Origin of the sequence: Halomonas beimenensis, from assembly GCF_002549795.1 — a bacterium.
GTDB lineage: Bacteria > Pseudomonadota > Gammaproteobacteria > Pseudomonadales > Halomonadaceae > Halomonas > Halomonas beimenensis.
Genome location: NZ_CP021435.1, coordinates 3,868,180 through 3,890,419 on the forward strand (window position 1 = coordinate 3,868,180; position 22,240 = coordinate 3,890,419).

Consider the following 22,240-nt stretch of genomic DNA (forward strand, 5'->3'; position numbering starts at 1 on the left):
AGGGCGGTCGACTAGAAGCCTAGCTGATCCAGAAGATCGTCGACCTGATCCTGGTCGGCCACCACGTCGTCCGCCTCGGGCTTGACCTGGGGCCCGTTGAGCAGGTCCTCGCGGCGCTTGGCATCGGTCTCGCGCTGGCCGTCGGCGCGACGCTGCATGTTCTCCCGGGCCTCGCCCTCCGGCACGCTGTCGATCAGCACCTGCACCAGCTGGTGCTCGATCTCGCGGATGACGTCCATCATCTTCTTGATCACCTGGCCGGTCAGGTCCTGGAAGTCCTGGGCCATCATGATCTCGAGCAGCTGCTTGTTGGTCGCCTGGGTGGCCTCCGGCACCCCCGCCAGGTAGCCGCGGGTATCCTTGACCAATTCCTTGGCCTCGTCGAGCTCCTTGGGCTCGGCGAACCACTCGGCCCAGCGGGCGTCCAGGGACTCGGCCTGCTCACCGAGCCGATCCTGCAGGGGCTGAGCCCGGTCGATGGCGTTCAGCGCCCGCTCCGCCGCCTGCTCGGTCATGGTCGCCACATAGCTGAGGCGATCCCGGGCATCCGGTATGGCATCCGCCGCCCGCTCGATCTCCTTGTCCAGGCCCAGCTCGCGCATGCTGTCGCGCAGCATGCGCGTCAGGTGCCCGATGCGCTGGACCAGCTCGTCCCCACCCGCCTGGTGTTCGCCAGGCTGCGTCTCGATGCTCATCATCGCGTCTCCTGGTGGCCGGGCCCACGGGCCCGGCGGATGTCACATGCCCAGCTTCTCGAAGATCTTGTTGAGCTTCTCTTCCAGGGTCGCCGAGGTGAAGGGCTTGACCACATAGCCGCTGGCGCCGGCCTGGGCGGCCGCGATGATGTTCTCCTTCTTGGCCTCCGCGGTGACCATCAGCACCGGCAGGTCCTTCAGGGCGTCGTCGGCGCGGATCTGCTTGAGCATCTCCAGGCCGTCGAGGTTCGGCATGTTCCAGTCGGACACCACGAACTCGAAGCCGCCGCCCTTGAGCTTGTTCAGGGCGTCCTGGCCATCCTCGGCCTCGTCGACGTTGGTGAAGCCCAGCTCCTTGAGCAGGCTGCGCACGATGCGACGCATGGTCGGGAAGTCATCCACCACCAGGATGCTCATGTTCTTGTCCGCCATCGGGATTCCTCTTCTCTGGGTATCGTGGCAAGGGGTGGCCGGCGGCGGCGCCGCCGGCGGTTATCAGAATTCTTCCCAGTCATCCTCGGCGAGCGCCTCGACGGCGCTTTCCCGCCGGGCCGGCTGGGCCGCCGGGGTCGACCGGCTGGGGGCCGACACCGACGCCGGCGACGGTGCGGCGGGCAGGGTGGCGGCATCGCCCTGGGCCAGGCGGAAGACCGCCACGGCCCGCTCCAGGCGGGTGGCCTGCTCCTCGAGCGCGGCCGCCGCGCTGGAGGCCTGCTGGACCAGGGAGGCGTTCTGCTGGGTCACCTGATCCATCTGGCCCACGGCCTGGCTGACCTGCTCGATGCCGTCGCTCTGCTCCTGGGACGCCGCCGAGATCTCATCCATGATGTCGGTGACCCGGCGCACCGAGGCCACCACTTCCTCCATGGTCTGGCCGGCCTGCTCGACCAGCGCCGAGCCCTCCTGGACCTGGGTCACCGATCCCTCGATCAACTCCTTGATCTCCTTGGCCGCGGAAGCCGAGCGGCTGGCCAGCTCGCGTACCTCGCCGGCGACCACCGCGAAGCCACGGCCCTGCTCGCCGGCCCGGGCCGCCTCCACCGAGGCGTTGAGCGCGAGGATGTTGGTCTGGAAGGCGATCGAGTCGATGACGCCGGTGATATCGGCCACCTTCTGGGAGCTGCCGGCGATGCCATGCATGGTCTGCACGACCCGCTGGACGACCTCGCCGCCCCGCTCGGCGGTATGGGTGGCCTCCTGGGCCAGGCCGTTGGCCTGGCGGGCGTTGTCGGCGTTCTGGCGCACCGTGGCGGTGATCTGCTCCATGCTGGAGGCGGTCTCTTCCAGGGAGGCGGCCTGCTGCTCGGTCCGCGAGGAGAGATCGGCGTTGCCGCTGGAGATCTCCCGGGCCCGGCCGTGGATGGCCCCGCTGCCCTGGCGCACGTCGCCGACGATACCGGCCAGGCTGCTCTGCATGTCGCGCATGGCGGCGAACAGCTGGCCGATCTCGTTGCGGCTGAACACCCGGATCTCCTCGGACAGGTCGGCCTGGGCGATCCGCTCGAGGTTCGCCACCGCCTGGCGCAGCGGCAGCACCAGCACCCTGCGCATCCCCAGGTAGAGCAGCAGCATCATGATCACCGCCGCGGCCAGGATGGCGATGCCCAGCCAGGTGAAGCGGGTCTGCATGGCCTGGTAGTCGGCCATCATGGCCTCACCCTGGGCATCGGCGTGGCGCACGAAGTCGGTGAGGGCGGCATCGAGGGCCTCCTGGGGCTCGACCATGCGCTGGCGCAGCTGGGCGAAGCCCTGGGTGTCCACCTGATCCAGGGTGGCGTGCCCCTCACGCACCAGATCCAGCACCTCGGCGAAACGGGTCTCGACCGCCTCGACCATGGCCGCACTCTCGGCGACGGCCGGCACGGCGGCGAAGGTCTCGAAGCGGGCCTGGGCCCGCTCGATCTGGTCCAGGGCGGTGGTCAGGCTCTTGTCCGCCTGGCTGGTGCGCCCCATCAGGAAGTGGCCGGAGGCCGACTGCAGGTCCACCAGGGCACCGGTGAGCAGCGAGTCGGCACGGCTGATCTCGTTGAGCTGGTCGACGTTGACCCGGTCCAGGGCGACCAGGGTCTCGCTGGCCGAGCGGCTGGCCATCCAGCCCAGGCCCGCCACCACGATCAGGAAGGTCAGGAAGCAGAGCAGAACGGCATTGACGGCCCGGCTGATGCGGAGATTGCGTAAGAGCGAGAGCATCGCGATGGCTCCTTTGCCAGTGAATTCTCAGACCCGTTGCGCCCGGCCGGAGGCGGCGACCAGCTTGAGCAGCCGGGGCGCCACCTCGTCCAGGGCGACGACGTCCGAGGCCGCCCCCAGGGCGATCGCCTCCCGGGGCATGCCGAAGACCACGCAGCTGGCCTCGTCCTGGGCCAGGGTCGGCGAGCCGGCCTGGCGCATCTTCAGCAGGCCGGCGGCGCCGTCCTTGCCCATGCCCGTGAGCAGCACGCCGATGGCGTTGCGCCCGGCCTGCTGGGCGGCCGAGTCGAAGAGCACGTCCACCGAGGGCCGGTGGCGGTTGACCGGCGGCCCGGCGTCCAGGCGCGCCACGTAGTTGGCCCCGCTGCGGGCCAGCTTCAGGTGGGTGTCGCCCGGGGCGATGTAGGCGTGGCCGGGCAGGATCCGCTCGCCGTCCTGGGCCTCCTTGACCGAGATCTGGCAGAGGCGGTCGAGCCGCTCGGCGAAGGAACGCGTGAATCCCCCCGGCATGTGCTGGGTGATCAGGATCGCCGGACTGTTGGGCGGCAGCGGCTCGAGCACGCTGCGGATCGCCTCGGTGCCGCCGGTGGAGGCGCCGATGATGATCAGCTTCTCGCTCGACACCAGCGGCGCCTTGAGGGTCCGGGGGGCCGGCGCATCGCGGCGACGCGCCTGGCGGGGGCGCGAGCGGGCGGCGGCCCGCAGCTTGTCGGTGATCTCCTCGGCGTAGGCCTGCATGCCGCTGCGGATGCCCAGCGAGGGCTTGGCCACGAAGTCCAGGGCCCCGAGTTCCAGGGCCCGCAGGGTGATCTCGGAACCGGCCTGGGTCAGCGACGAGACCATCAGCACCGGCATGGGACGCAGGCGCATCAGGCGCTCGAGGAAGTCGAGGCCGTCCATGCGCGGCATCTCGACGTCCAGCGTCAGGACATCGGGGTTGTGTCGCTTGATCAGGTCCCGGGCCGCGATGGGGTCCGGCGCCACGGCGACGACTTCCATGTCGGGCTGGCTGTTGATGATCTCGGTCAGCAGGTCGCGTATCAGCGCCGAGTCGTCGACGCACAGCACCTTGATCTTGGGTGCACTCAAGGGGCATCTCCTCTACACAGTGGCGGGCGGCTCGCCGCCGTCACCGGTCAATAAGGGCTCTATCGGCCGGCCTCCGGGGTTCTTTAACGCGGCATCAGCACCGCGGCTGGCGCACGTAGACGGTCTGGCCACGCAGCCGGAAGGCGTCGGTGGTGTAGGAAAAGTTCTCGGAATGCCCGGCGAACAGCAGTCCATCGGGCTTGAGCAGCGGGGCGAAACGCTCGAGGATCCGTGCCTGGGTCTCCTTGTCGAAGTAGATCATGACGTTGCGACAGAAGATGGCATCGAAGGGGCCCTTCACCGGCCAGGACGGCGCCAGCAGGTTGAGCGGCTCGAAGGCCACCATGGCCTTGAGCTCCGGTCGCACCCGGGCCAGGCCCTCGTGGCGCCCCCGCCCACGCTGGAAGAACCGCTTGATGCGGCCCTCGTCGAGCTTGTGGATCTGCTCCATCGAGTAGACGCCGACACGGGCCTTCTCCAGGGCCTCGGTGTCGATGTCGGTGGCCACCACCTCGGCCTCCCCGCCCCGGGAGCCCAGCGCCTCGGTGAGCGCCATGGCGATGGAATAGGGCTCCTCGCCGGTCGAGGCGGCCGCGCTCCATACCCGCACCGGACCCCGCCGGCCGCGCACGTGATCGGCCAGCAGGGGGAAGTGATGCGCCTCGCGGAAGAAGGCGGTGAGGTTGGTGGTCAGGGCATTGGTGAAGGCCTCCCACTCCTTGGCCTCGGGCTGGCGCTCCAGGCGGGCCAGGTAGTCCGAGAAGCGGATCAGGCCATGGTGGCGCAGCCGCTTCGCCAGCCGGCTGTAGACCATCTCGCGCTTGTGCTCGGCCAGCACGATGCCGGCCCGCTGATAGATGAGCTGGCGTATCCTGGCGAAGTCGGCATCGGTCAGCTCGAGATCGCGCTCGAGCTGACCGCCGCTCGCCCAGCCGCCCGGTTCCGGGGTGAGCAGGTCCCTTGTCACCTTAGAATTCCTCCCATTCCTCCACGGCCGGCGCCGATGCGCGGGTCATGGCCGAAGACGCCGGCCGCTCTGGGGCGGACGATGACGGGGGCAGCTCCCTGGCGGGCGCGGCGGCGCGTCGCTCGGCCAGCGACGGCGCCCGTTCCTGGCCGGCCCCCCGCAGGCGGAAGGCCGCCACGGCATGGGCCAGCTCGGCGGCCTGGGCGGCGAGCTCGGCCGCCGCGCGGGCCGAGGACTGCACCCGGGCCGCGTTCTGCTGGGTCACCTGGTCCATCTCCACCACGGCCTGGTTGATCTGGCCGATGCCGTTGCTCTGCTCCTCGGAGGCCGCGGTGATCTCGCCCATGATGTCGTTGACCCGGGTCGAGGCCTCGAGCACCTCGCCGAGCGAGGCCTCGGCGCGCTTCACCAGCTCGGCGCCGCCGTCGATCTGCCGGGCGGAGCCGTCGATCAGCGCCTTGATCTCCTGGGCGGCGGACGCCGAACGGCCGGCCAGGTTGCGGACCTCGCCGGCCACCACCGCGAAGCCGCGGCCCTGCTCGCCGGCCCGGGCCGCCTCCACCGAGGCATTGAGCGCCAGGATATTGGTCTGGAAGGCGATCGAGTCGATGACGTCGATGATCTCGGTCATCTTCTTCGAGCCGTCGGTGATCTCGCCCATGGTGCCGACCAGCTGCTGCATCAGCTCGCCGGCCTCCTGGGTGCGGGTGGCGTTGTCCGAGGCCAGGCCGCTGGCCTGACGGGCATTGTCGGAGTTGTGCTGCACCGTGGTGGTCATCTCCTCCATGCTGGAGGCGGTCTGCTGCAGGGAAGCGGCCTGCTGCTCGGTGCGCGAGGCGAGCTCCTCGTTGCCGGAGGCGATGTCCCGGGCCGCCGGGGCCACGCGGCCGACGCCGTCGTTGACGTCGCCGACGATGCTGCCGAGGCTCTTGCGCATCAGGTCCAGGGCGCCGAGCATGCGACCGACCTCGTCACGCTGGCGGCGCGGCGCGGTGGCGGCCAGGTTGCCCGAGGCGATCTGCAGGGTGAAATGCTCGGCGTCGCGCAGCGGACGCTGCAGGGCGCGCAGCATCACCAGGCCCAGGCCGCCCAGCACCAGCAGGCCGGCACCGAGCATGGCGGCCAGGATCAGGGTCATGCGCCGCTGGGCCTCCCGGGCCTCGCCGGCGAGGGCGCTGGCCGCCTGCTGCTTGGCGGCGATCAGGTCATTGACCCGGGACGACAGGCCGTTGCCCCAGTCGCGCATCTGCTGGGCATGGGGCGGCAGCTCGGAGAATACCTTGAAGTTGTCGTCGGCCTTCATCAGCGTCAGGGCGTGCTCGAGTCCCGCCTCGCGATAGTTGCCGAGCCGCTCGGCGAAGGCGTCGGCGGCCTCGGTATGGTTGAGGTCGCGATCCCGATAGCGCGTCCAGAGGGTCTCCAGGCGGGCGTCCGCCTCCTCGAGCTGGGCGACCACTTCCTCCCGCTCGTTGATCAGCTGGAAGGGCTCGCGGCTGGTCAGGGCCTGGTGGCTCTGGGTCACCACCTGGTCGATCTGCTGCAGTCGGGCCACGTCCTGCAGGCCGTCGCTATTGAGCGCCTGCAGCCGATCCCCGGCGGCATCCAGGCCGAACAGGCCCAGACCCCCGGCCGTGGCCAGCAGCACGCCGGCCACCAGCACCATGGCCACGATCTTGGCGCGCATGGTGCGCAGGCTCATCCGGCCGAGTCGGCCGACCAGGCCGCGGCGCTCCAGCTGCCCGCGATTCAGGGTGTAGCCGCTCTTCTGGCCTTCGCGCATCCGCGCATAGACCGCCTCGGCCAGCTCGATATCCGCCCGCTCGGCCCTGGTGCGCATGGAGGCATAGCCGACCACCTCGCCGTCCTCGATAATCGGCGAGACGCTGGCATTGACCCAGTAGTGGTCGCCGTTCTTGCGGCGGTTCTTGACCAGGCCCTGCCAGGACTCCCCGGCCTGCAGGGTGTCCCAGAGGTCCTGGAAGGCTGCCGGCGGCATGTCGGGGTGGCGCACCAGGTTGTGGGGTGCGCCGACCAGCTCTTCGCGACCGAAGCCGCTGACCTCGACGAAGGCCGGGTTGGCGTAGGTGATCCGCCCCTTGAGGTCGGTACGCGAGATCAGGAAGTGATCCTCGTGGAGCTCGTATTCACGCTGGGTGACCGGTTGATTATTGCGCATATCGTCCTTTCCCTGCCGCGGCATGGGGTGGCCGCTTGTCGGTGTTGTTGCGGGATGGCGCCGCCCCCCCGGCCGGCGCCCTATGCTGGGGTCAGAAGGATTCCCAGTCGTCCTCGGGGGCCTCCGGGCGGCCGGTGTCGGCGGCCTTGGCGGGCGTCTTGCCCGATGCCGGGGCCGCGACCAGCGACGGCATCCAGCGCGCCAGGTCGGCGTCGCTCGAGGCATCGCCGCCCCGGGACCCGAGGCGCGGGGCGGCGGCTCCCTCCTTGAGCTGGAAGCGGCGGGTGACGTCGCGCAGGCGGCCGGCCTCGGCCTCCAACTGGGTCGCGGCGCTGGCGGCCTGCTGGACCAGGGTCGCGTTCTGCTGGGTGACCTGATCCATCTGGGTGACGGCGTCGTTGACCTGGGAGATGCCGTTGCTCTGTTCGGTGGAGGCGGCGGCGATCTCGTCCATGATGTCGCTGACCCGCTGCACGGCGGCGACGATCTCCTCCATGGTCCGGCCGGCCTGGTCGACGCGGGCGGTGCCGGCCTCGACCTGGCTCACCGAGGACTCGATGAGGGTACGGATCTCGCTGGCCGCGTCCGCGCTGCGGCTGGCCAGGTTGCGCACCTCCTGGGCGACCACCGCGAAGCCGCGGCCGTGCTCGCCGGCCCGGGCCGCCTCCACCGAGGCGTTGAGCGCCAGGATGTTGGTCTGGAAGGCGATCGAGTCGATGGTGCCGATGATCTCGGCCACCCGGTGGGAGCCCCGGCTGATCTCGTGCATGGTGGTCACCACCTCGCCGACCACCTCGCCGCCCTGCTGGGCGGTGCGCGAGGCCTCGGCGGCCAGCTGGCTGGCCTGCTGGGCGTTCTCGGCGTTCTGGCCCACGGTGGAGGACAGCTCCTCCATGCTGGAGGCGGTCTCCTGGAGGGAGGCGGCCTGCTGCTCGGTGCGCGACGAGAGGTCGTTGTTGCCGCTGGCGATGCTCTGGGTGCCCTGGTAGATGGAGTCGCTCGAGGCGCGAACGCTGCCCACCGTCTCGGCCAGGCCCTGCTGCATCTGGGCCAGGGAGCCGTAGAGGCGCCCGATCTCGTTGTTGCCGAGCCGCGGGATGTCCTGGGCCAGGTCGCCCTGCTCCATGCGCTCGAAGTAGCCCACCAGGCGGCCCAGCGGGCGGATGACGTTGACGGTCACGCCCCACAGCACCACGGCAATGGTCAGGGCGGCGACCACCAGGGCGGCGATCATCAGGCCCTGCAGCAGGCCCACCTTGTCGAAGAAGCCGACGTACAGGTCATGCCCGTTGTCCTCGGCATCGCGGAAGAAGGTCACCGCCTCGTCGTAGAACACCTGGGTCAGGCGCTCCACGTCCTCGTGGAGGTCCGAGAAGGCCTGGGCGCTGCCCTCCGCCAGGGCCTGTCGCTGGGGACGCAGGCCCTCGCTCATCAGCGCCGTGAAGCTCTCCTCGAGAGGCTCGATCAGTGCCGCCTGGCCGTCCTGGCGGGGCAGGGCCAGGAACTCCTCGAAGGTCGCCTCGATCTCGTCGAGGGTGCCGGCCATCGCCTCGGCCTCGGCCTTGACCGCCTCGCGATCATCCGGCCAGACGGCCTCCACCAGGCGGGCGTGGAGGTTGCGCAGCTCCATCTGGGCGAACAGCATCTGCGAGTTGGTCCGGTTGAGGGCGGACTGCTGATCGACGTTGACCTGGTTGAGGGTGCGCAGCGACTCCTCGCTGTAGCGCACCGTGTAGAGCCCCAGGCCGCTGAGGATCATCACCAGGATGGCGAAGACCGCCAGCACCAGGCTCCAGCTGACCCGGACGGTCATGTTGTCGAGAAGCTTCACAGGATTCTCCCTGTCAGGAGGCGGCGCCGGCCGCCCCGGTGATCGGTTGGATGACGACTCAGGCCTCGGCCGGCTCCCACGCCTCGGCTTCCTGGCCGGCCGGCAGGGCCGCCGGGGCCGGAGCGCCGGGCCGGCTGGCGAGCTGGAAGTGCGCCACCCGTTCGCGCAGGTGCTGGGCGCGGGCCACCAGGCGCCGGGACGCGTTGGTGTTGCCTTCCACCAGGCCGGCGTTCTGCTGGGTCATGCGATCCATCTGCGTCACGGCGACCCCGACCTGCTCGATGCCCTGGCTCTGCTCGCGGGTGGCGGTGGAGATCTCGTCCACCAGGCCGCTGAGCTTGTGGATGTCGCTGGCCATGCCGGCGATGATCTCGTCGGTCTCCTTGACCAGCCGGCTGCCCTCCACGACCTTGCCGTCGGAACGCTCGATGAGCGCCTTGATCTCCTGGGTCGCCGAGGCCGAGCGGCTGGCCAGCTTGCGCACCTCCTCGGCGACCACGGCGAAGCCACGGCCGTGCTCCCCGGCCCGGGCCGCCTCCACCGAGGCATTGAGCGCCAGGATGTTGGTCTGGAAAGCGATGGCGTCGATGGTGTCGACGATGGTGTTCATCTGGGCGGCGCTGTCGTTGATCTCGTTGATCGAGGCCACCACGTCCTCCATGGCCTTGCGTCCGCGGGCGGCATTGGCGGCCGTCTCGCTGGCCACCTCCCGGGCCGTGTCCGCGTGCTCGGCGTTGTGGCCCACCGTGGTGGTGAGTTCCTCCATGCTCGAGGCGGTCTCTGCCAGCGCCGAGGCCTGCTGTTCGGTGCGGGTGGCCAGCTCGTCGTTGCCCTCGCCCAGCGACTCGACCTCGTCGTTCACCGCCGAGGTGTCGCGATGGATGTCGCCGATGGTGGTGGCCAGGGCCCGACGCATGCGCTCGATGTCGAACAGCAGGCTGCCCTCGTCGCCCTTCCGGACCCGCACTTCCCGGGTCAGGTCGCCGTCGGCGATGGCACGCACCGACTCGGCGGCGTAGCGGGGATCGCCCCCCAGGGCGCGGGTCACGCCGCGGATCACCAGCCCCATCACCAGGCTCACCGGGATGCCGATCACCAGCAGCGCCAGCAGGCTGCCGGTCAGCGAGGCCACGAAGGCGGCGTCGATGTCGTCGATGTAGACGCCGGTGCCGATGGTCCAGCCCCAGGGCGCATAGCGCTCGTGGTAGGAGGACTTGGGCGAGGGCTCGCTGCCCTCCTCGTGGGGCCAGAGGTAGTCGACGTAGCCGTCGTCGGAGGCGACGTCCTCGGCGAACTCCCGGAAGAGGTAGCGGTCCTCGACGTTCTGGAAATCGCCGACCTCGGTGCCCACCGGCAGCCGCGGGTGGCTGAGCAGCTCGAAGTCGTCGTTGAAGACGTAGAGGTAGCCGCGCCCCCCGTCGTACTGCATGCCCTTGATGATGGCGGCGGCCCTTTCCCTGGCCTGCTCGACGCCGATCTCCCCGGCCTCGGCCCGCTCGGCCTGGCCGGCGATCACGCTCTTGGCCAGGGCGACGTAGTCCTGGAGGGCGTCCCGGCGCTCCTCGAGCATGGTCTGGCGGTTGTCCCAGGCTCCCCAGGCCACCATCAGCACCATGGCCAGCCAGATGAGTCCGAGGGAGGCCCAGAGTTTTTGTGTGGTTGTCAGTTGGCGCACGCTTCACCTCGCATGGGTCGTGGGTATCGGGCTCGGCGGGGTTATTCGCCCACCGAGTCGACCAGGGCCATCTCCTGGCTGGTCAGCAGCTTGTCGATGTCGACCAGCACCAGCATGCGGTCCTCGAGACTGCCCAGGCCGCTGAGGTAATCGGAGGAGAGGGTCACGCCGAACTCCGGGGCCGGCTTGATCTGCTCCGGGGTCAGGGTCATGACGTCGGAGACGCCATCGACCACGATGCCGACGATGCGCTCGCCGACGTTGAGCACGATCACCACGGTCTGGCCGCCGTACTCGACCTTGTCCAGGTGGAACTTGATGCGCAGGTCGACGATGGGCACGATCACGCCGCGCAGGTTGGTCACCCCCTTGATGAACTCCGGGGCGTTGGCGATGCGGGTGACGTTCTCGTAGCCGCGGATCTCCTGCACCTTGAGGATGTCGATGGCGTACTCCTCGTCCCCCAGGGAGAACACCAGGAACTCGCGGTTCTGATCCTCGGTGGCGGCCAGGGCGGCCTCGGTGGTCGGGGTGGTCATGACGGCTCTACCTCCTTGCGGGTAAGGGTCGTGGGGGCGGCGGCGCGCTGGCCGCGCCGCGCTTCCTTCTTGGAGCGGTTGAGGCGATGCAGGTCGGTGATGTCGAGGATCAGGGCCACGCTGCCGTCGCCCAGGATGGTCGCCGCCGAGACGCCGGGCACCTTGCGGTAGTTGGTCTCGAGGTTCTTCACCACCACCTGCTGCTGGCCGACCAGTTCGTCCACCAGCAGGGCATAGCGGCGGCCCTCGCCCTGAACGATCACGGCGATCGTCTCGTCGAGCTCGGTGCGCGCGCCGGTCACGTCCAGTGCCTCGTGGACGGGCACCACCGGCAGGTACTCGTCGCGCACCTTGAGCACCACGTCGTCGCCGGCCATGGCGTAGAGGTCCTCCTTGGACGGCTGCAGCGACTCCAGCACCGCCGAGAGGGGCAGGATGAAGACCTCCTCGCCGACCTTGATCGACATGCCGTCCAGGATGGCGAGCGTCAGCGGCAGCACGATCCGGATGGTGGTCCCCTCGCCGGGCTTGGACATGATCTGCACGTTGCCGCCCATGCCCTGGATGTTGCGCTTGACCACATCCATGCCCACGCCGCGCCCGGAGACGTCGCTGACCTCCTGGGCGGTGGAGAAGCCCGGCGCGAAGATCAGCTGCCAGACCTCGTCGTCGCTCATGCTGTCGGAAACGTTGAGCTCGCTTTCCCGCGCCTTGGCGAGGATCTTCTCCCGGTTCAGGCCGCCGCCGTCGTCGCTCACCTCGATCAGGATGTTGCCGCCCTGGTGCTGGGCGGAGAGGGTCAGGCGCCCGGTGCGCGGCTTGCCGGCGGCCTCGCGCACGTCGGGGGCCTCGATGCCGTGGTCCAGGCTGTTGCGCACCAGGTGGGTGAGCGGGTCGATGATGCGCTCGGTGAGGCTCTTGTCGAGTTCGGTGGCCGCCCCCTCGGTGACCAGCTCGATCTCCTTGCCGAGCTTGCCGGCGGTCTCGCGCACCACGCGCGGGAAGCGGCTGAACACGAAGTCCATGGGGATCATGCGCACCGACATCACCGCTTCCTGGAGATCCCGGGCGTTGCGCTGCAGCAGGTTCATGCCGTTGTGCAGGCCGCTGTGGTTGACGTTGTCCAGCTCGCTGACGGTCTGGTCGAGCATCGACTGGGTGATGATCAGCTCGCCGACCAGGTTGATGATCTGGTCGACCTTCTCCACGGAGACGCGGATGGAGGTCGACTCGCCACCGCCGGCCTTGGCCTTCTTGGCTTTCCTGGCCTTGGGCTTGTCGGCCGGCTCGGGAGCCTCGGCGGTGGGCTTCGGGGCCTCGGTGGCCGGCTTCGGGGCTTCGGCGGGGGCCGGCGGGGCCTCGGGCTCGGCGTCCTGCGGGGCCCGGGCGGGTTCGGCGGCCGCCGCAGCGCCGGTCGTCGCTTCCCCGACCGGCTCGATCTTCAACTGCTCGGGCTCGACGATGAAGCACATCACCGCCTCGATGTCCTCGGCGGCGGCCGAGGTGGTCAGGGTCACCCGGTAGCAGGCCGCATCGCCCTCCTGGGCCTGGATCTCCCCGAGCTGCTCCAGCTCCTCCACCAGCAGGCCGCGGTCCTTGTCGCCGACCCCCAGCAGGGACACCGTCAGGCGGGTCGAGCCCGTGGCCGCCTCGCCGGCGGCCGGCTCGGGCTCGGGAGCCGGCTCAGGGATCGGCTCGGGCTTCGGGGCAGCGGCCCCGGCGGCACCCGGGGTGTCGCCGGCACCCTCCAGCTCCTGGCCGATCTCCTCCAGCGCCAGCTGTTGCAGGGTCTGGCAGATGCGCTCGAAGGCCTCCTGGTCGGGCGCTTCGTCGTTGCGGTAGGCGTCCAGCTGGTCGTGCAGCATGTCCTTGGTTTCCAGAAAGGTGTCGACGATATCCCGGCGCAGGGTCAGCTCGCCCTTGCGGGTGTGATCCAGCAGGTTCTCGAAGAGATGCGTGGTCTTCTGCAGGACGTCGAAGCCGAAGGTGCCGGCGCCTCCCTTGATGGAATGCGCCGCACGGAAGATGGCATTGAGCTGCTCCGCGTCCGGTTCCTCGACATCGAGCTCGAGGAGATGGCGCTCCATGTCGGCCAGCAGCTCCTCGGCTTCCTCGAAGAAGGTGTCATAGAAATCGGTGATATCCATGCGTTTCCCCACCCTGGATGATTGTGGCCCCTCAGGGCGATGCGTCCGGGCCCAAGGCCTCGCTCAGGCTGTCGTTGAAGCGTTCCAGCGGCGCAGTGCCCGACGGCGGGCGGTTACCTCGCCCCAGGGTCGACGGCAGTCCGACCCCGTCGACGATCCGCGGCGAGCGGATGCGCTCGGCGACTTCCTCGAACAGCACCAGCAGCTCGATGCGCCGGTTGATCGGGTCGCTGGACTCGGTGTCCGGCATCACCACCTGGTCGGCGAAGCCGGCCACCCGAAGCAGCTTGCCGGTGTCCAGCCCGCCGGCGACCAGCTCGCGCCGCGAGGCGTTGGCCCGGTCGGTGGACAGTTCCCAGTTGCTGTAGCCCCGGTAGCCGTTGAGATAGGCCAGGCTGTCGGTGTGGCCGCTGATGCTCAGGTCGTTGGGCAGCTCGTTGAGCAGCGGCGCGATCAGGCGCAGCAGGTCCCGCATGTAGGGCGCCACCTGGTCGCTGCCCAGCTCGAACATCGGCCGCTGCTCGGTATCGAGCAGCTGGATGCGCAGCCCCTCGGGGGTCATGTCGAAGCGCAGCTGGTCGCGCAGCTCCTTGAGGTCCGGATCGGCCTCGATCGCCGCCTCGATGCGCGCCTGCAGGTCGCGGAAGGCGCGTCGCTGGCGCTCGCTGGGCCGGGTGCGCTGGCGCAGGTCGATGCGCGCCCGCTCGCCGTCGGTGAACATCGGATCGGGGCCGCCCCCCGGGATGACGTTCTCGCTCATGGCCTGGCTGTCGCCGCCGGCGATCGCCGCCACCAGGGGCGTGCTGAAGTATTCCGCCACCTGCGCGCGCCCCTCGCCTCCGGCCTGGGACAGGATCCACAGCACCAGGAAGAGCGCCATCAGGGCGGTCATGAAGTCCGCCAGGGCGATCTTCCAGCTGCCGCCGTGATGGGCCTTGACGACCTTCTTGCGCCGGATGACGATCGGCCGCCGGTTATCCCCCTGGCTCATGCGCTCCCCACGCCGGCCTTGGATTCACGCACGTACTCCTCCAGCTCGCTGAAACCGGGGCGGTCGGCGGTATGCACCGCCTTGCGGCCGAACTCCACGGCGAGCTGGGGGGCATAGCCGTGCAGGCTCGCCAGCAGGGTCACGCGGATGCACTGGAGCATCTTCTCGGCTTCCTTGGCCTGGCGCTCGATGCGGCTGGACAGCGGCAGGATGAAGCCGTAGCCGAGCAGGATGCCGAGGAAGGTGCCGACCAGCGCGTGGGCGATCATGGTGCCCAGCTGGTCCGGGCTGGCATCGGCGGCGCTCAAGGCCTTCACCACCCCCATCACGGCGGCGACGATGCCGAAGGCCGGCATGGCATCGCCGACCTTGTGGATGGCATCGATCGGCACATGGGCCTCCTGCTCGAAGGCCTCGATCTCATGGAGCATGAGTTCGTCGATCTCCATGGGATCCATGCTGCCGCTGACCATCAACCGCAGGTAGTCGGTGAGAAAGGCCATGATCATGGGGTCGGCGAGCACCCTGGGATGCTCGTTGAAGAGCGCACTCTCCTGCGGATTGTCGATGTCGCGTTCGATGCCGAGCATGCCGTCGCGACGGATCTTGGCCAGGATCTTGTACTGCAGCGCCATCAGCTCCAGGTACAGGGCCTTGTCGTACTTCTTGGAACGGCGTAGCCGGGAAAAGATACGGAAGGACGCCTTGAGGGCCTTGCCGTTGTTGGCGGCGATGAAGGCACCGAGTCCGGCGCCCCCGATCATCAGCAGCTCGAAGGGCTGGAAGAGCGGGCCCAGGTGCCCCCCGGCCAGCACGAAGCCGCCGAAGACCGACAACAGGACGATCAGGTAACCAATGGCGATCAGCACGATCGATATCCTTTCCCGTAACGTGAGTGACGCGACTGAGAGGGTTATCGGCCGGTGAGGGGCAGGACTTGAGGGTCGAGGGGGGAGAAAGTTGGCGCCGGGAGGAGTCCCTCCCGGCGCAGGCTCATGCCTGGCGTGCCGCGACGAGGGAGGGCCCCTTCGCCTGGGCCGAGGCCCGACGCTTGCGGGTCTTGCCGGCCCGGGAGGGGGGCTGGCAGATGCCGCAGACATAGTCATGGGTGGGGCTGTGGGCATGGGCCACGAAGTGGCCGCGACAGCGCCCGCACTCGGAGAGCTGGAGCTGCTCGCTCTCGAAGAAGCGCACCAGGGTCCAGGCCCGGGTCAGCCCCAGCACCGCCTCGCCGTCGTCGATGGCCACCTGCTCCAGGTACAGCCGATAGGCCTTGATGAAGGCCTCCATGCGCTCGCAGCCGTGGTCCTCGAGCAGCCGGCGGTAGACGTTGTAAAACAGCGATGAATGGATGTTGGGCATCCAGGTGATGAACCAGTCCGTGGAGAACGGCAGCATGCCCTTGGGCGGCGACATGCCACGTACCTCCTTGAATAGCCGGATGAGGCGGGCACGGCTGAGGTCGGTCTCGGTCTCGAGCACCTGGAGGCGGGCCCCGAGCTCGATCAGCTCGATGGCGAGCTGCACCTGTTGCAGCTCGTCCAGCAGACTCTTAGCCGACATGCTCGCCTCCCTGAGACAGCATGGAGCGGGACGCCATCAGCAGCGAGGAGTGGAAATGGGCCAGCCCCTGGTCCCGGGGGTTGTCGGCCACCTGGCGGAGCTGCTCGGCACTCTCCCCACCGAAGTGACAGAGGAGCTGGTTGGTGTTGGCCAGCCGGGCCAGCTGCTGGGCATTCAATGATGCCAGCAGATCGGCCATCTCCTCGTCGACCTTGAGGCGGAACATGGCCTCGACCCGGTCGCCGTTGAGCAACCGCTGGGCGAGCAGAAGGTAGGCGAGATTCATCTCCCGAATCTCGTCGACATGCGGATTGGTAGTCATAATTCCCTGCTATTATTGAATTATTTACACGTCACGGTCTTGGCGCCGTGCTCGTCGGGGCGAAGGCCCGATGTCACGAAAAGCACAACATACAGGCGCTTGTTTTCATTTTCATCACATTGTCTATGGGGTCTGATTCGTTGCAATACCCCTTTGCCAACGCTGGCCAACGCTGGGAACTTGATCTAGGTCAATTTTCTAAAAAAGCGCCATCAAAACATCTTATTAAGCGATTACGCAGTCACAGCAAAGGACCTTCGCCCGCCGCGACAATAACGAATCATTACATATGTATACAATTACTTACATTTATGGGGCGTCGCCCTGGGCGATCTCCCGCACCCAGACGAGCAGCTCGGCGATGACCTGATAGAGCCGGGGCGGAATCTCCTCGTCCAGGTCGAGCTGCATCAGCAGGCCCACGAGCTCGGGCGCATCATGCACATGGACGCCCTGCCGCCGAGCCTCCTCGACGATGCGCTCGGCGAGCTCGCCATAGCCCTGAGCCACCACCCGCGGCGCCCCCTCCGCCTCCTGGTAGGCCAACGCCACGGCCTGGCGCCGGGCCTGCCGGTCGGATTCGCTCATGTCGCTTCCTCGCTCGCCATGGGACCGAGGCGCAATCTCACCTCCTCGAAGCCATGCCCGCTCAGCCGTTGCCGCAGGGTCTCGAGACCATGCTCGAGACGGGGCAGCATGCCCTCATCCCGAATCCGCAGGTCGATATCCAGGGCCTCGTCCTTCATGTACAGCGATACCTTGATCGGCCCCAGGCCTGCCACCTCCAGCTCCAGATTCGAGCGCCAACCGCCTTGCTCGTCGCGAGCCCGGTCGGCGGCGCTCTCGTCGTCCTCCCGGCCGTCGCGCCTCCCCTGGGGCAGCTGGATCACCAGGGCCATGAAGAGCCCGGACCAGACGTCACCCTCCCAGCGCAGGCTGGGCGCGGCCAGCAGTTCCAGCTGGTGGCGGACCAGGCTCTGCAGGCTCTCGTGGACCGGCTCCCCGCGCCCCATGAGGCGCCCCCCCTCGACGGGGGCGTCCGGGGCCTGGCCGCGCACGGCCTCGGCCGCCCCCCGGGCGACCGGATCACCGGCCTGGGCGGCCGGCGGCTGGGACGTCGTCGGCGTACCGGGGGCGACCGGCGACTTCGCGGCAGGAGCCGCTGCCTGGAGAGCCGCCGGCGGCATGCCTTCGCCGCGAGGATGAAGGGCGGGGGGCAGGAACGGCACGGGCGGAGTGAGGGCCTGGACCCGCGCGGCCAGGGACGGCAGCTGTCCACCTCCCGGGACGACGGCTCCCTGTGCCGGGCTGGTGGGAAGCGGGAGGAACTCCCGGGTACGCAGCATCTGTGGCTCGCGCATCAGCTGCGACGGCGGCAGCTTGCCCTGGTACCAGCGCGCCAGGTGCGACTCGTAGAACAGGCCGCTGTCGCGGATGCTGCCCTCGATCCGCTGGGCCAGCAGGGCGGGAGCGGCTGTTTCGCCCGCCGCCATCAAGGGGGCGGCGGGCGAGACCGCCGAGGCAGGGGCGGGAAAGCGCACCAGCAGATCGCCGATGGTGCGCGCCGTGCCGCTGAGATGGGTCAGGGCCGAGGGCGGGGCGTTCGCGGAGACCGGCAGGGGGCGCGTGCCCGGCGACTGGCCCCTGGCGACATCCCCCGAGGTGGGCGCCGGGGCGCGGGCATCGAGCCGCGAGTCGCTGTGCACGGCCCGGGGCGCCTCGGAAGGCGCGGTGGGCTTGACCGGCTGGTTCAGGGGCTTGGCCGGCGGCACGTCGGCCCGCTTGCCCAGCACCTGGTGCAGGAGGGTATCGATCAGGGGCGTAATGCCGCTCACGAGGAGCCCTGGCCGAAGCGAGCCTCGGCGGCGAGGACGCGGCCACTGCCATAGGCGCGCTGCAGGTCCCGCTGCCGACGGGACGTGCCGATCAGCTCGCCCAGCTCGTCCCGGCGACGGATCAGGCGCTGGCGCACCTCCAGATCGTTATCGAGGATGCGCTCCAGCAGCTCGGCCTTGCGCCGCTGCCGATGCTCGTCCAGCGGATGCTCGGCATCCAGGCGAGACAGGCGCTCCACCCGGCGGACGTAATCCGTCTCCTGCTCCACCAGGGTCGGCCAGTCGGCGTCGCGGGCGGCGGCCAGCATGGCCTCGCTGATCGCGAGCAAGGCCTCGTAGCCGGCGATGATCTCTGCCGCTCCCTGCGTCTCCTCCTGTCTCGCCGACATGTCAGCCCTCCGCGGTCTGGGGCTCGATCTCGCGCCAGGCCGAGGCGATATCGTCCAGCAGCCGCTCGGCCTCGTCGAGCTTGTCGACGTCGTTGTGCCGGTTGGCCGACAGCAGCAGGCGGACGATGTAGTCGTAGAGGGAGGCCAGGTTCTCGGCCACCTCGCCGCCCCGTTCGGCGTCGAGCGCCGCCGCCAGGCCGTTGTTGACGATATCCAGGGCCTTGGAGATCGAGGTCCCCTTCTCGGCGATGTTGCCGGCCTCCAGGTGGATCCGCGCCGCCCGGATGGCCGCCTGGGCGCCATCGAACAGCATCACGATCAGCCGGTGGGGGCTGGCGGACATCACGCCGCTCTCCACCCCGACCTTGGCATAGGTGCTGGCTCCTCGCCCGTAGGCGGCCGCTCCCCGCATCGCGTTCATGTTCGTCGTCCTCCTTGCCGCCCCATGCGCGGCTCGACACCGGCATGGCTAAGGCGCTTGTCGTCAGTTTTGGCCCAGCTGAGCATTGAGCGAGCTGAACTGCTGGGCCAGGTAGGTACTGGTCTGGTTCATGTTGGCGATCATGCTATCCAGCTGACCGAACTGGCTGCGATAGCGTTCGATGGTCCGGTCGATGGATCGCTCCATGCGGGCCTTGCGCTCGTCCAGCCCCTCGATCCGGGACTCCAGCCCCGTGGTGGCATTGTCCAGGGTGCCGCCATCATCGAGGATGCGCCCCAGGGTGCCGTCGAGGGTATCGCTCAGGCCATCGGCACTGTCGGTGCCGGCAAAGAAGTCGATCAGCGACTGCCGGTCGTTGGCAATGACGTCGTCGAGCGTCTCATCGTCCAGCTCCAGGGTGCCATCGAGCTGGCGGCTGATGCCCACCTCGGTGAGACGGTCGAAGGTTCCCGCGTCGACGGTGTCCGTGAGCACCTCACGAAGCCGCGACTCGACGCTGCGCAGGGTGCCGTCTCCCAGCAGGGTGCCGGCCGCCCCGGTCTCGCCATCGAAGCTGGTGAGCTTGTCGATGGTGCCCTGCAGATCGTTATGGGCCTTGACGAAACCGGAGATGGCATCCCGTACGGCCAGGTTGTCCTGCTCCACCTTGACGGTGGACTCGCCTGCCTCGGCGATTTCCAGGGTCACGCCCTGGATGGCGCCTTCCACGGTGTTCGACTGGCTGGTGATGCCGATGCCATTGACGGTGAGTGCCGCATCCTCGGCGGCAACCGTCTCGGCCATGGTGCCGCTCCCCCCGAAAGACAGCTTGTCATCCAGGGCCGTGTCCCCGGCGTCGCTGGCGTAGGCGACGGACTGGATCGCCGCCTCGGTGCCGGTCTCGTCGCTGGAGAGCACCAGACGATACGGGCTGGCTCCGCCGTCGTTGACGATGCTGGCGGTGACCCCGGCATCCTCGGCGTTGATGGCGTCGCGGATCCCCTCCAGGGTGCTGTCGGCCTGGGCGATATCGATGGTCAGGGCCTGGGCCTGGCCGCCGGTCCCCACATCGATGGTCATGGTGCCCGAACCCTGCTCGGCGTCACGGGCGGCGAAGCCATCGGTGGCGATACTCTGGGCTCGCGCCAGGTTGGTGACGTTGACGTCATAGGTGCCAGACTGGGCCTCGCTGGAAGCCGAGGCGGTGACGCTTTCCCCCGTGACACTGGTCGAGAGGCTCTCGTAGAGAGAGGTATCGTTGAGCTTGGCCGCGGCGTCCTGGAAGGAGGAGAGCGCACTCTCCAGCTTGCCGAAGGCCGAGACCTGCGCCTGGTAGCTCTTCTGCTGAGCGACCAGGGGTTCGAGCTGCTGCCGCTCGGCACTTCTCAGCTGGTCGAGCAGGCCGTTGAGGTCCATTCCCGAGCCGATACCCAACGATGAAATCGAGGCCATGACGCTTCCTTCCTGTATGCGAGTAGTCTGGCAAGGACGAATGGCGGCATTGGACCGAGCAGACCTTGCCGAACGGGCTATTTCTCGTTATCGACGACTACCGCGCCGACTTTAGGGTCTTCACAGAGATGCGTGACACCGACGGACTACCGACAGGGTCATGTGGGAGCGCATATTTTCTGCGCGATTGGCGCCGTCAGGCGCCCCGCCGGCTTCAGCCTGTTACCAGCACCTCCTCCCGGGGCTCGCCGAGCTTCTGGGTCACCTCCCCGCGCAGCACCTCCCCCAGGTTCTCGCCGGGCGGCTCGACCTTCTCGGTGAGCTGCACCTGGAAGGGGCGCCCCTGATCGTCCAGCCGCTGTACCCAGGCCAGCTGGCCGCTCTCGAAGCGCACCAGGGAGCCAATCGGATAGAGGCCGAAGCGCCGGATATACCGCTTCACCCAGCGCTGATCGTAGGCCGACTCGCGGTCGAGCAGATGGCGATAGATGGCCCCGACCCGCCAGGCGGGGCGCCCGTCGAGCGGGCGACGCAGGCTATCCGCCCGATCCACCACGGCGGCGGCACGCTCCAGCTCCCCCAGCTCGCCGCCTGACAGCCCGGCCGGGTAGCCGCTGCCGTCCAGGCGCTCGTTGATGCGGCGCACCACCGAGGCGAAGACGGCGGAAGACAGCCACTGGCAGTGCCCCATCCGCGCCTCCAGCCGGGCGACGTGCTCGTGCAGCTCGGCGCTCGCCCCGTCCGACGCACCCCGTTGCCAGAGCTCGGCGGGCAGCAGGGCCTTGCCCAGGTCGTGGACCATGGCACAGGCCACCAGGGCCTTGCGCAGCTCGCGCGGCACCGAGGCCTGCCCCACCAGGTCCAGAAGATGAGCGGCCACCCCCAGGCCATGACAGACCAGCCAGGACTCGTCATGCAGGCAATGGGTGGCGAAGAGCAGGGCCTCGCGATCTTCCTCGTGAAGCATCATCAGCCGGTCGGCATGACGCGAGAGTTGCACGGAGTCCACCACCCCGTCGTCCTGCAGCTCCAGGATCTGGGCGTCCAGGTAACCCGCGATGCGCGACAGGCGCCTGGCCATCGGGGTCGCATAGGCCTGCATGTTACGCCGCCCGACTTCCGGGGCGGTCGCGGCCGTGCCCTGGAAGAGCAACGAGGGCAGCCGCGAGGCTTCGCCCCCCTCGGCATGGCGCGCCGCCTCCTGCTCGATCTCCCGCACGAAATGCCAGAGCCGGCGTTCCTGTTCGGGACCGTTGCCTTCGAAGCGAAACCCCGCCGCGACCACCTGGCGCTCGGTATCGACCCGACGATGACGCGCCTTGCCTTTCACGAGGAAGCGCGTGCCGTCGGGGAAGCACAGCTCGATCTCCAGCGGCAGGGGCGACTCGCCCAGCAGGCTGCTGGCCGCCAGGGGCAGTTCCAGCCGGCAGCCTTCCAGGGACAGGTCCTTGAGGTCGCCCTGGGCGGTCCGGCCCTGGTTGTCTCTGAGGATGGCGCCCACCTCCATGCCCAGGCGCAGGCGGGCACGGAAGGACTCGCGCCGCTGCAGGACCTCGAGGGTGAGCGGATAGGGACAGCGGCAGACCAGGCGACCATCGAGCTGGCGACACTCTTCCATGGCCAGCTCCGGGGTGCGCACCATCTTGCCGTGTGACTGGCCCAGCACGCGGAAGCCCTTGCCTCGCTTGAGCTCGCCGGCCACCTCCCGGATGGCGCTGATGTCCAGCACCAGGGCCTCGCCGGGCTGCTGTTCGGTCACCAGCACGGGCAGCGGCTCGCCATGCTCGCCCATCTGCAGGGAAGCCCCGCCCGGGCCGATCAACGCCTCGATCAGGGCCTCGATCTCGATGGGGTTCTCTACCCGGGTGTAACCGTCCTCTGCCATCCCTGCGCCTCTCCTGGTGATCCTGGTTCTCGACAGGATCACCATCGGCAGCAGGGGCGAGAGCTTGAGCGAT

20 protein-coding genes are annotated in these 22,240 nt (G+C 68.9%); all 20 read right to left on the minus strand.

The window, feature by feature from the left end:
- Positions 1–11: 11 nt before the first annotated feature.
- The 20 genes from cheZ to BEI_RS18095 all read right to left on the minus strand — a co-directional run bounded on the left by cheZ (position 12) and on the right by BEI_RS18095 (position 22,167).
- Complete coding sequence (gene cheZ, locus BEI_RS18000; RefSeq protein ID WP_379802301.1) at positions 12–695, minus strand: protein phosphatase CheZ; 684 nt, start codon at positions 693–695, stop codon at positions 12–14.
- A 42-nt stretch (positions 696–737) separates the two neighbouring features.
- Positions 738–1,127, minus strand: coding sequence for a chemotaxis response regulator CheY (gene cheY, locus BEI_RS18005; RefSeq protein WP_097790792.1), 390 nt, complete (start codon positions 1,125–1,127; stop codon positions 738–740).
- A 63-nt stretch (positions 1,128–1,190) separates the two neighbouring features.
- Positions 1,191–2,885: a methyl-accepting chemotaxis protein gene (locus BEI_RS19435; RefSeq protein WP_097790793.1), complete on the minus strand. Its 1,695-nt coding sequence runs from the start codon at positions 2,883–2,885 to the stop codon at positions 1,191–1,193.
- A gap of 27 nt (positions 2,886–2,912) precedes the next feature.
- Positions 2,913–3,974: a protein-glutamate methylesterase/protein-glutamine glutaminase gene (locus BEI_RS18015; RefSeq protein ID WP_097790794.1), complete on the minus strand. Its 1,062-nt coding sequence runs from the start codon at positions 3,972–3,974 to the stop codon at positions 2,913–2,915.
- Positions 3,975–4,068: 94 nt separating this feature from the next.
- Positions 4,069–4,941 (minus strand): CheR family methyltransferase, encoded by an 873-nt coding sequence (locus BEI_RS18020; RefSeq protein ID WP_097790795.1) that lies wholly within the window; start codon positions 4,939–4,941, stop codon positions 4,069–4,071.
- 1 nt (position 4,942) lies between these two features.
- Positions 4,943–7,117, minus strand: coding sequence for a methyl-accepting chemotaxis protein (locus BEI_RS18025; protein ID WP_097790796.1), 2,175 nt, complete (start codon positions 7,115–7,117; stop codon positions 4,943–4,945).
- 91 nt (positions 7,118–7,208) lie between these two features.
- Entirely contained in the window at positions 7,209–8,948 is a 1,740-nt protein-coding gene (locus BEI_RS18030; protein WP_275539479.1) for a methyl-accepting chemotaxis protein, read from the minus strand.
- A gap of 58 nt (positions 8,949–9,006) precedes the next feature.
- The gene (locus BEI_RS18035; RefSeq protein ID WP_097790797.1) at positions 9,007–10,623 is read right to left on the minus strand and encodes a methyl-accepting chemotaxis protein; all 1,617 of its coding nucleotides are present in this window, start codon (positions 10,621–10,623) and stop codon (positions 9,007–9,009) included.
- Between the two features lie 41 nt (positions 10,624–10,664).
- Positions 10,665–11,162 (minus strand): chemotaxis protein CheW, encoded by a 498-nt coding sequence (cheW, locus tag BEI_RS18040; RefSeq protein ID WP_097790798.1) that lies wholly within the window; start codon positions 11,160–11,162, stop codon positions 10,665–10,667.
- The gene (gene cheA, locus BEI_RS18045) at positions 11,159–13,309 is read right to left on the minus strand and encodes a chemotaxis protein CheA (protein ID WP_097790799.1); all 2,151 of its coding nucleotides are present in this window, start codon (positions 13,307–13,309) and stop codon (positions 11,159–11,161) included. Before cheA ends, cheW begins: the two co-directional genes overlap by 4 nt.
- A gap of 31 nt (positions 13,310–13,340) precedes the next feature.
- On the minus strand, positions 13,341–14,300 hold the full coding sequence (gene motB, locus BEI_RS18050) for a flagellar motor protein MotB (protein ID WP_097790800.1): 960 nt from the start codon (positions 14,298–14,300) through the stop codon (positions 13,341–13,343).
- The gene (gene motA / locus BEI_RS18055; protein ID WP_097790801.1) at positions 14,297–15,169 is read right to left on the minus strand and encodes a flagellar motor stator protein MotA; all 873 of its coding nucleotides are present in this window, start codon (positions 15,167–15,169) and stop codon (positions 14,297–14,299) included. The genes motB and motA overlap by 4 nt, the downstream gene beginning before the upstream one ends.
- Before the next feature lie 124 nt (positions 15,170–15,293).
- On the minus strand, positions 15,294–15,863 hold the full coding sequence (gene flhC / locus BEI_RS18060; RefSeq protein WP_097790802.1) for a flagellar transcriptional regulator FlhC: 570 nt from the start codon (positions 15,861–15,863) through the stop codon (positions 15,294–15,296).
- Positions 15,853–16,185, minus strand: coding sequence for a flagellar transcriptional regulator FlhD (flhD, locus tag BEI_RS18065; RefSeq protein WP_097790803.1), 333 nt, complete (start codon positions 16,183–16,185; stop codon positions 15,853–15,855). Before flhD ends, flhC begins: the two co-directional genes overlap by 11 nt.
- Positions 16,186–16,494: 309 nt before the next feature.
- Positions 16,495–16,773 carry an EscU/YscU/HrcU family type III secretion system export apparatus switch protein gene (locus BEI_RS18070; RefSeq protein WP_097790804.1) on the minus strand — a complete coding sequence of 93 codons (279 nt, stop codon included), beginning with the start codon at positions 16,771–16,773 and terminating at the stop codon, positions 16,495–16,497.
- Positions 16,770–18,020, minus strand: coding sequence for a flagellar hook-length control protein FliK (fliK, locus tag BEI_RS18075; RefSeq protein ID WP_097790805.1), 1,251 nt, complete (start codon positions 18,018–18,020; stop codon positions 16,770–16,772). Before fliK ends, BEI_RS18070 begins: the two co-directional genes overlap by 4 nt.
- Positions 18,017–18,409, minus strand: a complete 393-nt coding sequence (gene fliT, locus BEI_RS18080; protein ID WP_097790806.1) for a flagellar protein FliT — start codon at positions 18,407–18,409, stop codon at positions 18,017–18,019. The genes fliK and fliT overlap by 4 nt, the downstream gene beginning before the upstream one ends.
- Position 18,410: 1 nt before the next feature.
- A complete protein-coding gene (gene fliS / locus BEI_RS18085; protein ID WP_097790807.1) occupies positions 18,411–18,830 on the minus strand; it encodes a flagellar export chaperone FliS in 420 nt (139 codons plus the stop codon).
- Between the two features lie 63 nt (positions 18,831–18,893).
- Positions 18,894–20,282 carry a flagellar filament capping protein FliD gene (gene fliD / locus BEI_RS18090; RefSeq protein ID WP_097790808.1) on the minus strand — a complete coding sequence of 463 codons (1,389 nt, stop codon included), beginning with the start codon at positions 20,280–20,282 and terminating at the stop codon, positions 18,894–18,896.
- A gap of 214 nt (positions 20,283–20,496) precedes the next feature.
- Complete coding sequence (locus BEI_RS18095; RefSeq protein ID WP_097790809.1) at positions 20,497–22,167, minus strand: PilZ domain-containing protein; 1,671 nt, start codon at positions 22,165–22,167, stop codon at positions 20,497–20,499.
- Positions 22,168–22,240 lie beyond the last annotated feature (73 nt).

Excerpts from the sequence above, each read along its gene's own strand:
- cheZ (WP_379802301.1), bottom strand. The coding sequence starts at position 695 with ATGAGCATCGAGACGCAGCCTGGCGAACACCAGGCGGGTGGGGACGAG.
- cheY (WP_097790792.1), bottom strand. The coding sequence starts at position 1,127 with ATGGCGGACAAGAACATGAGCATCCTGGTGGTGGATGACTTCCCGACC.
- BEI_RS19435 (WP_097790793.1), bottom strand. The coding sequence starts at position 2,885 with ATGCTCTCGCTCTTACGCAATCTCCGCATCAGCCGGGCCGTCAATGCC.
- BEI_RS18025 (WP_097790796.1), bottom strand. The coding sequence starts at position 7,117 with ATGCGCAATAATCAACCGGTCACCCAGCGTGAATACGAGCTCCACGAG.
- cheW (WP_097790798.1), bottom strand. The coding sequence starts at position 11,162 with ATGACCACCCCGACCACCGAGGCCGCCCTGGCCGCCACCGAGGATCAG.
- cheA (WP_097790799.1), bottom strand. The coding sequence starts at position 13,309 with ATGGATATCACCGATTTCTATGACACCTTCTTCGAGGAAGCCGAGGAG.
- motB (WP_097790800.1), bottom strand. The coding sequence starts at position 14,300 with ATGAGCCAGGGGGATAACCGGCGGCCGATCGTCATCCGGCGCAAGAAG.
- flhC (WP_097790802.1), bottom strand. The coding sequence starts at position 15,863 with ATGTCGGCTAAGAGTCTGCTGGACGAGCTGCAACAGGTGCAGCTCGCC.
- flhD (WP_097790803.1), bottom strand. The coding sequence starts at position 16,185 with ATGACTACCAATCCGCATGTCGACGAGATTCGGGAGATGAATCTCGCC.
- BEI_RS18070 (WP_097790804.1), bottom strand. The coding sequence starts at position 16,773 with ATGAGCGAATCCGACCGGCAGGCCCGGCGCCAGGCCGTGGCGTTGGCC.
- fliT (WP_097790806.1), bottom strand. The coding sequence starts at position 18,409 with ATGTCGGCGAGACAGGAGGAGACGCAGGGAGCGGCAGAGATCATCGCC.
- fliS (WP_097790807.1), bottom strand. The coding sequence starts at position 18,830 with ATGAACGCGATGCGGGGAGCGGCCGCCTACGGGCGAGGAGCCAGCACC.
- fliD (WP_097790808.1), bottom strand. The coding sequence starts at position 20,282 with ATGGCCTCGATTTCATCGTTGGGTATCGGCTCGGGAATGGACCTCAAC.
- BEI_RS18095 (WP_097790809.1), bottom strand. The coding sequence starts at position 22,167 with ATGGCAGAGGACGGTTACACCCGGGTAGAGAACCCCATCGAGATCGAG.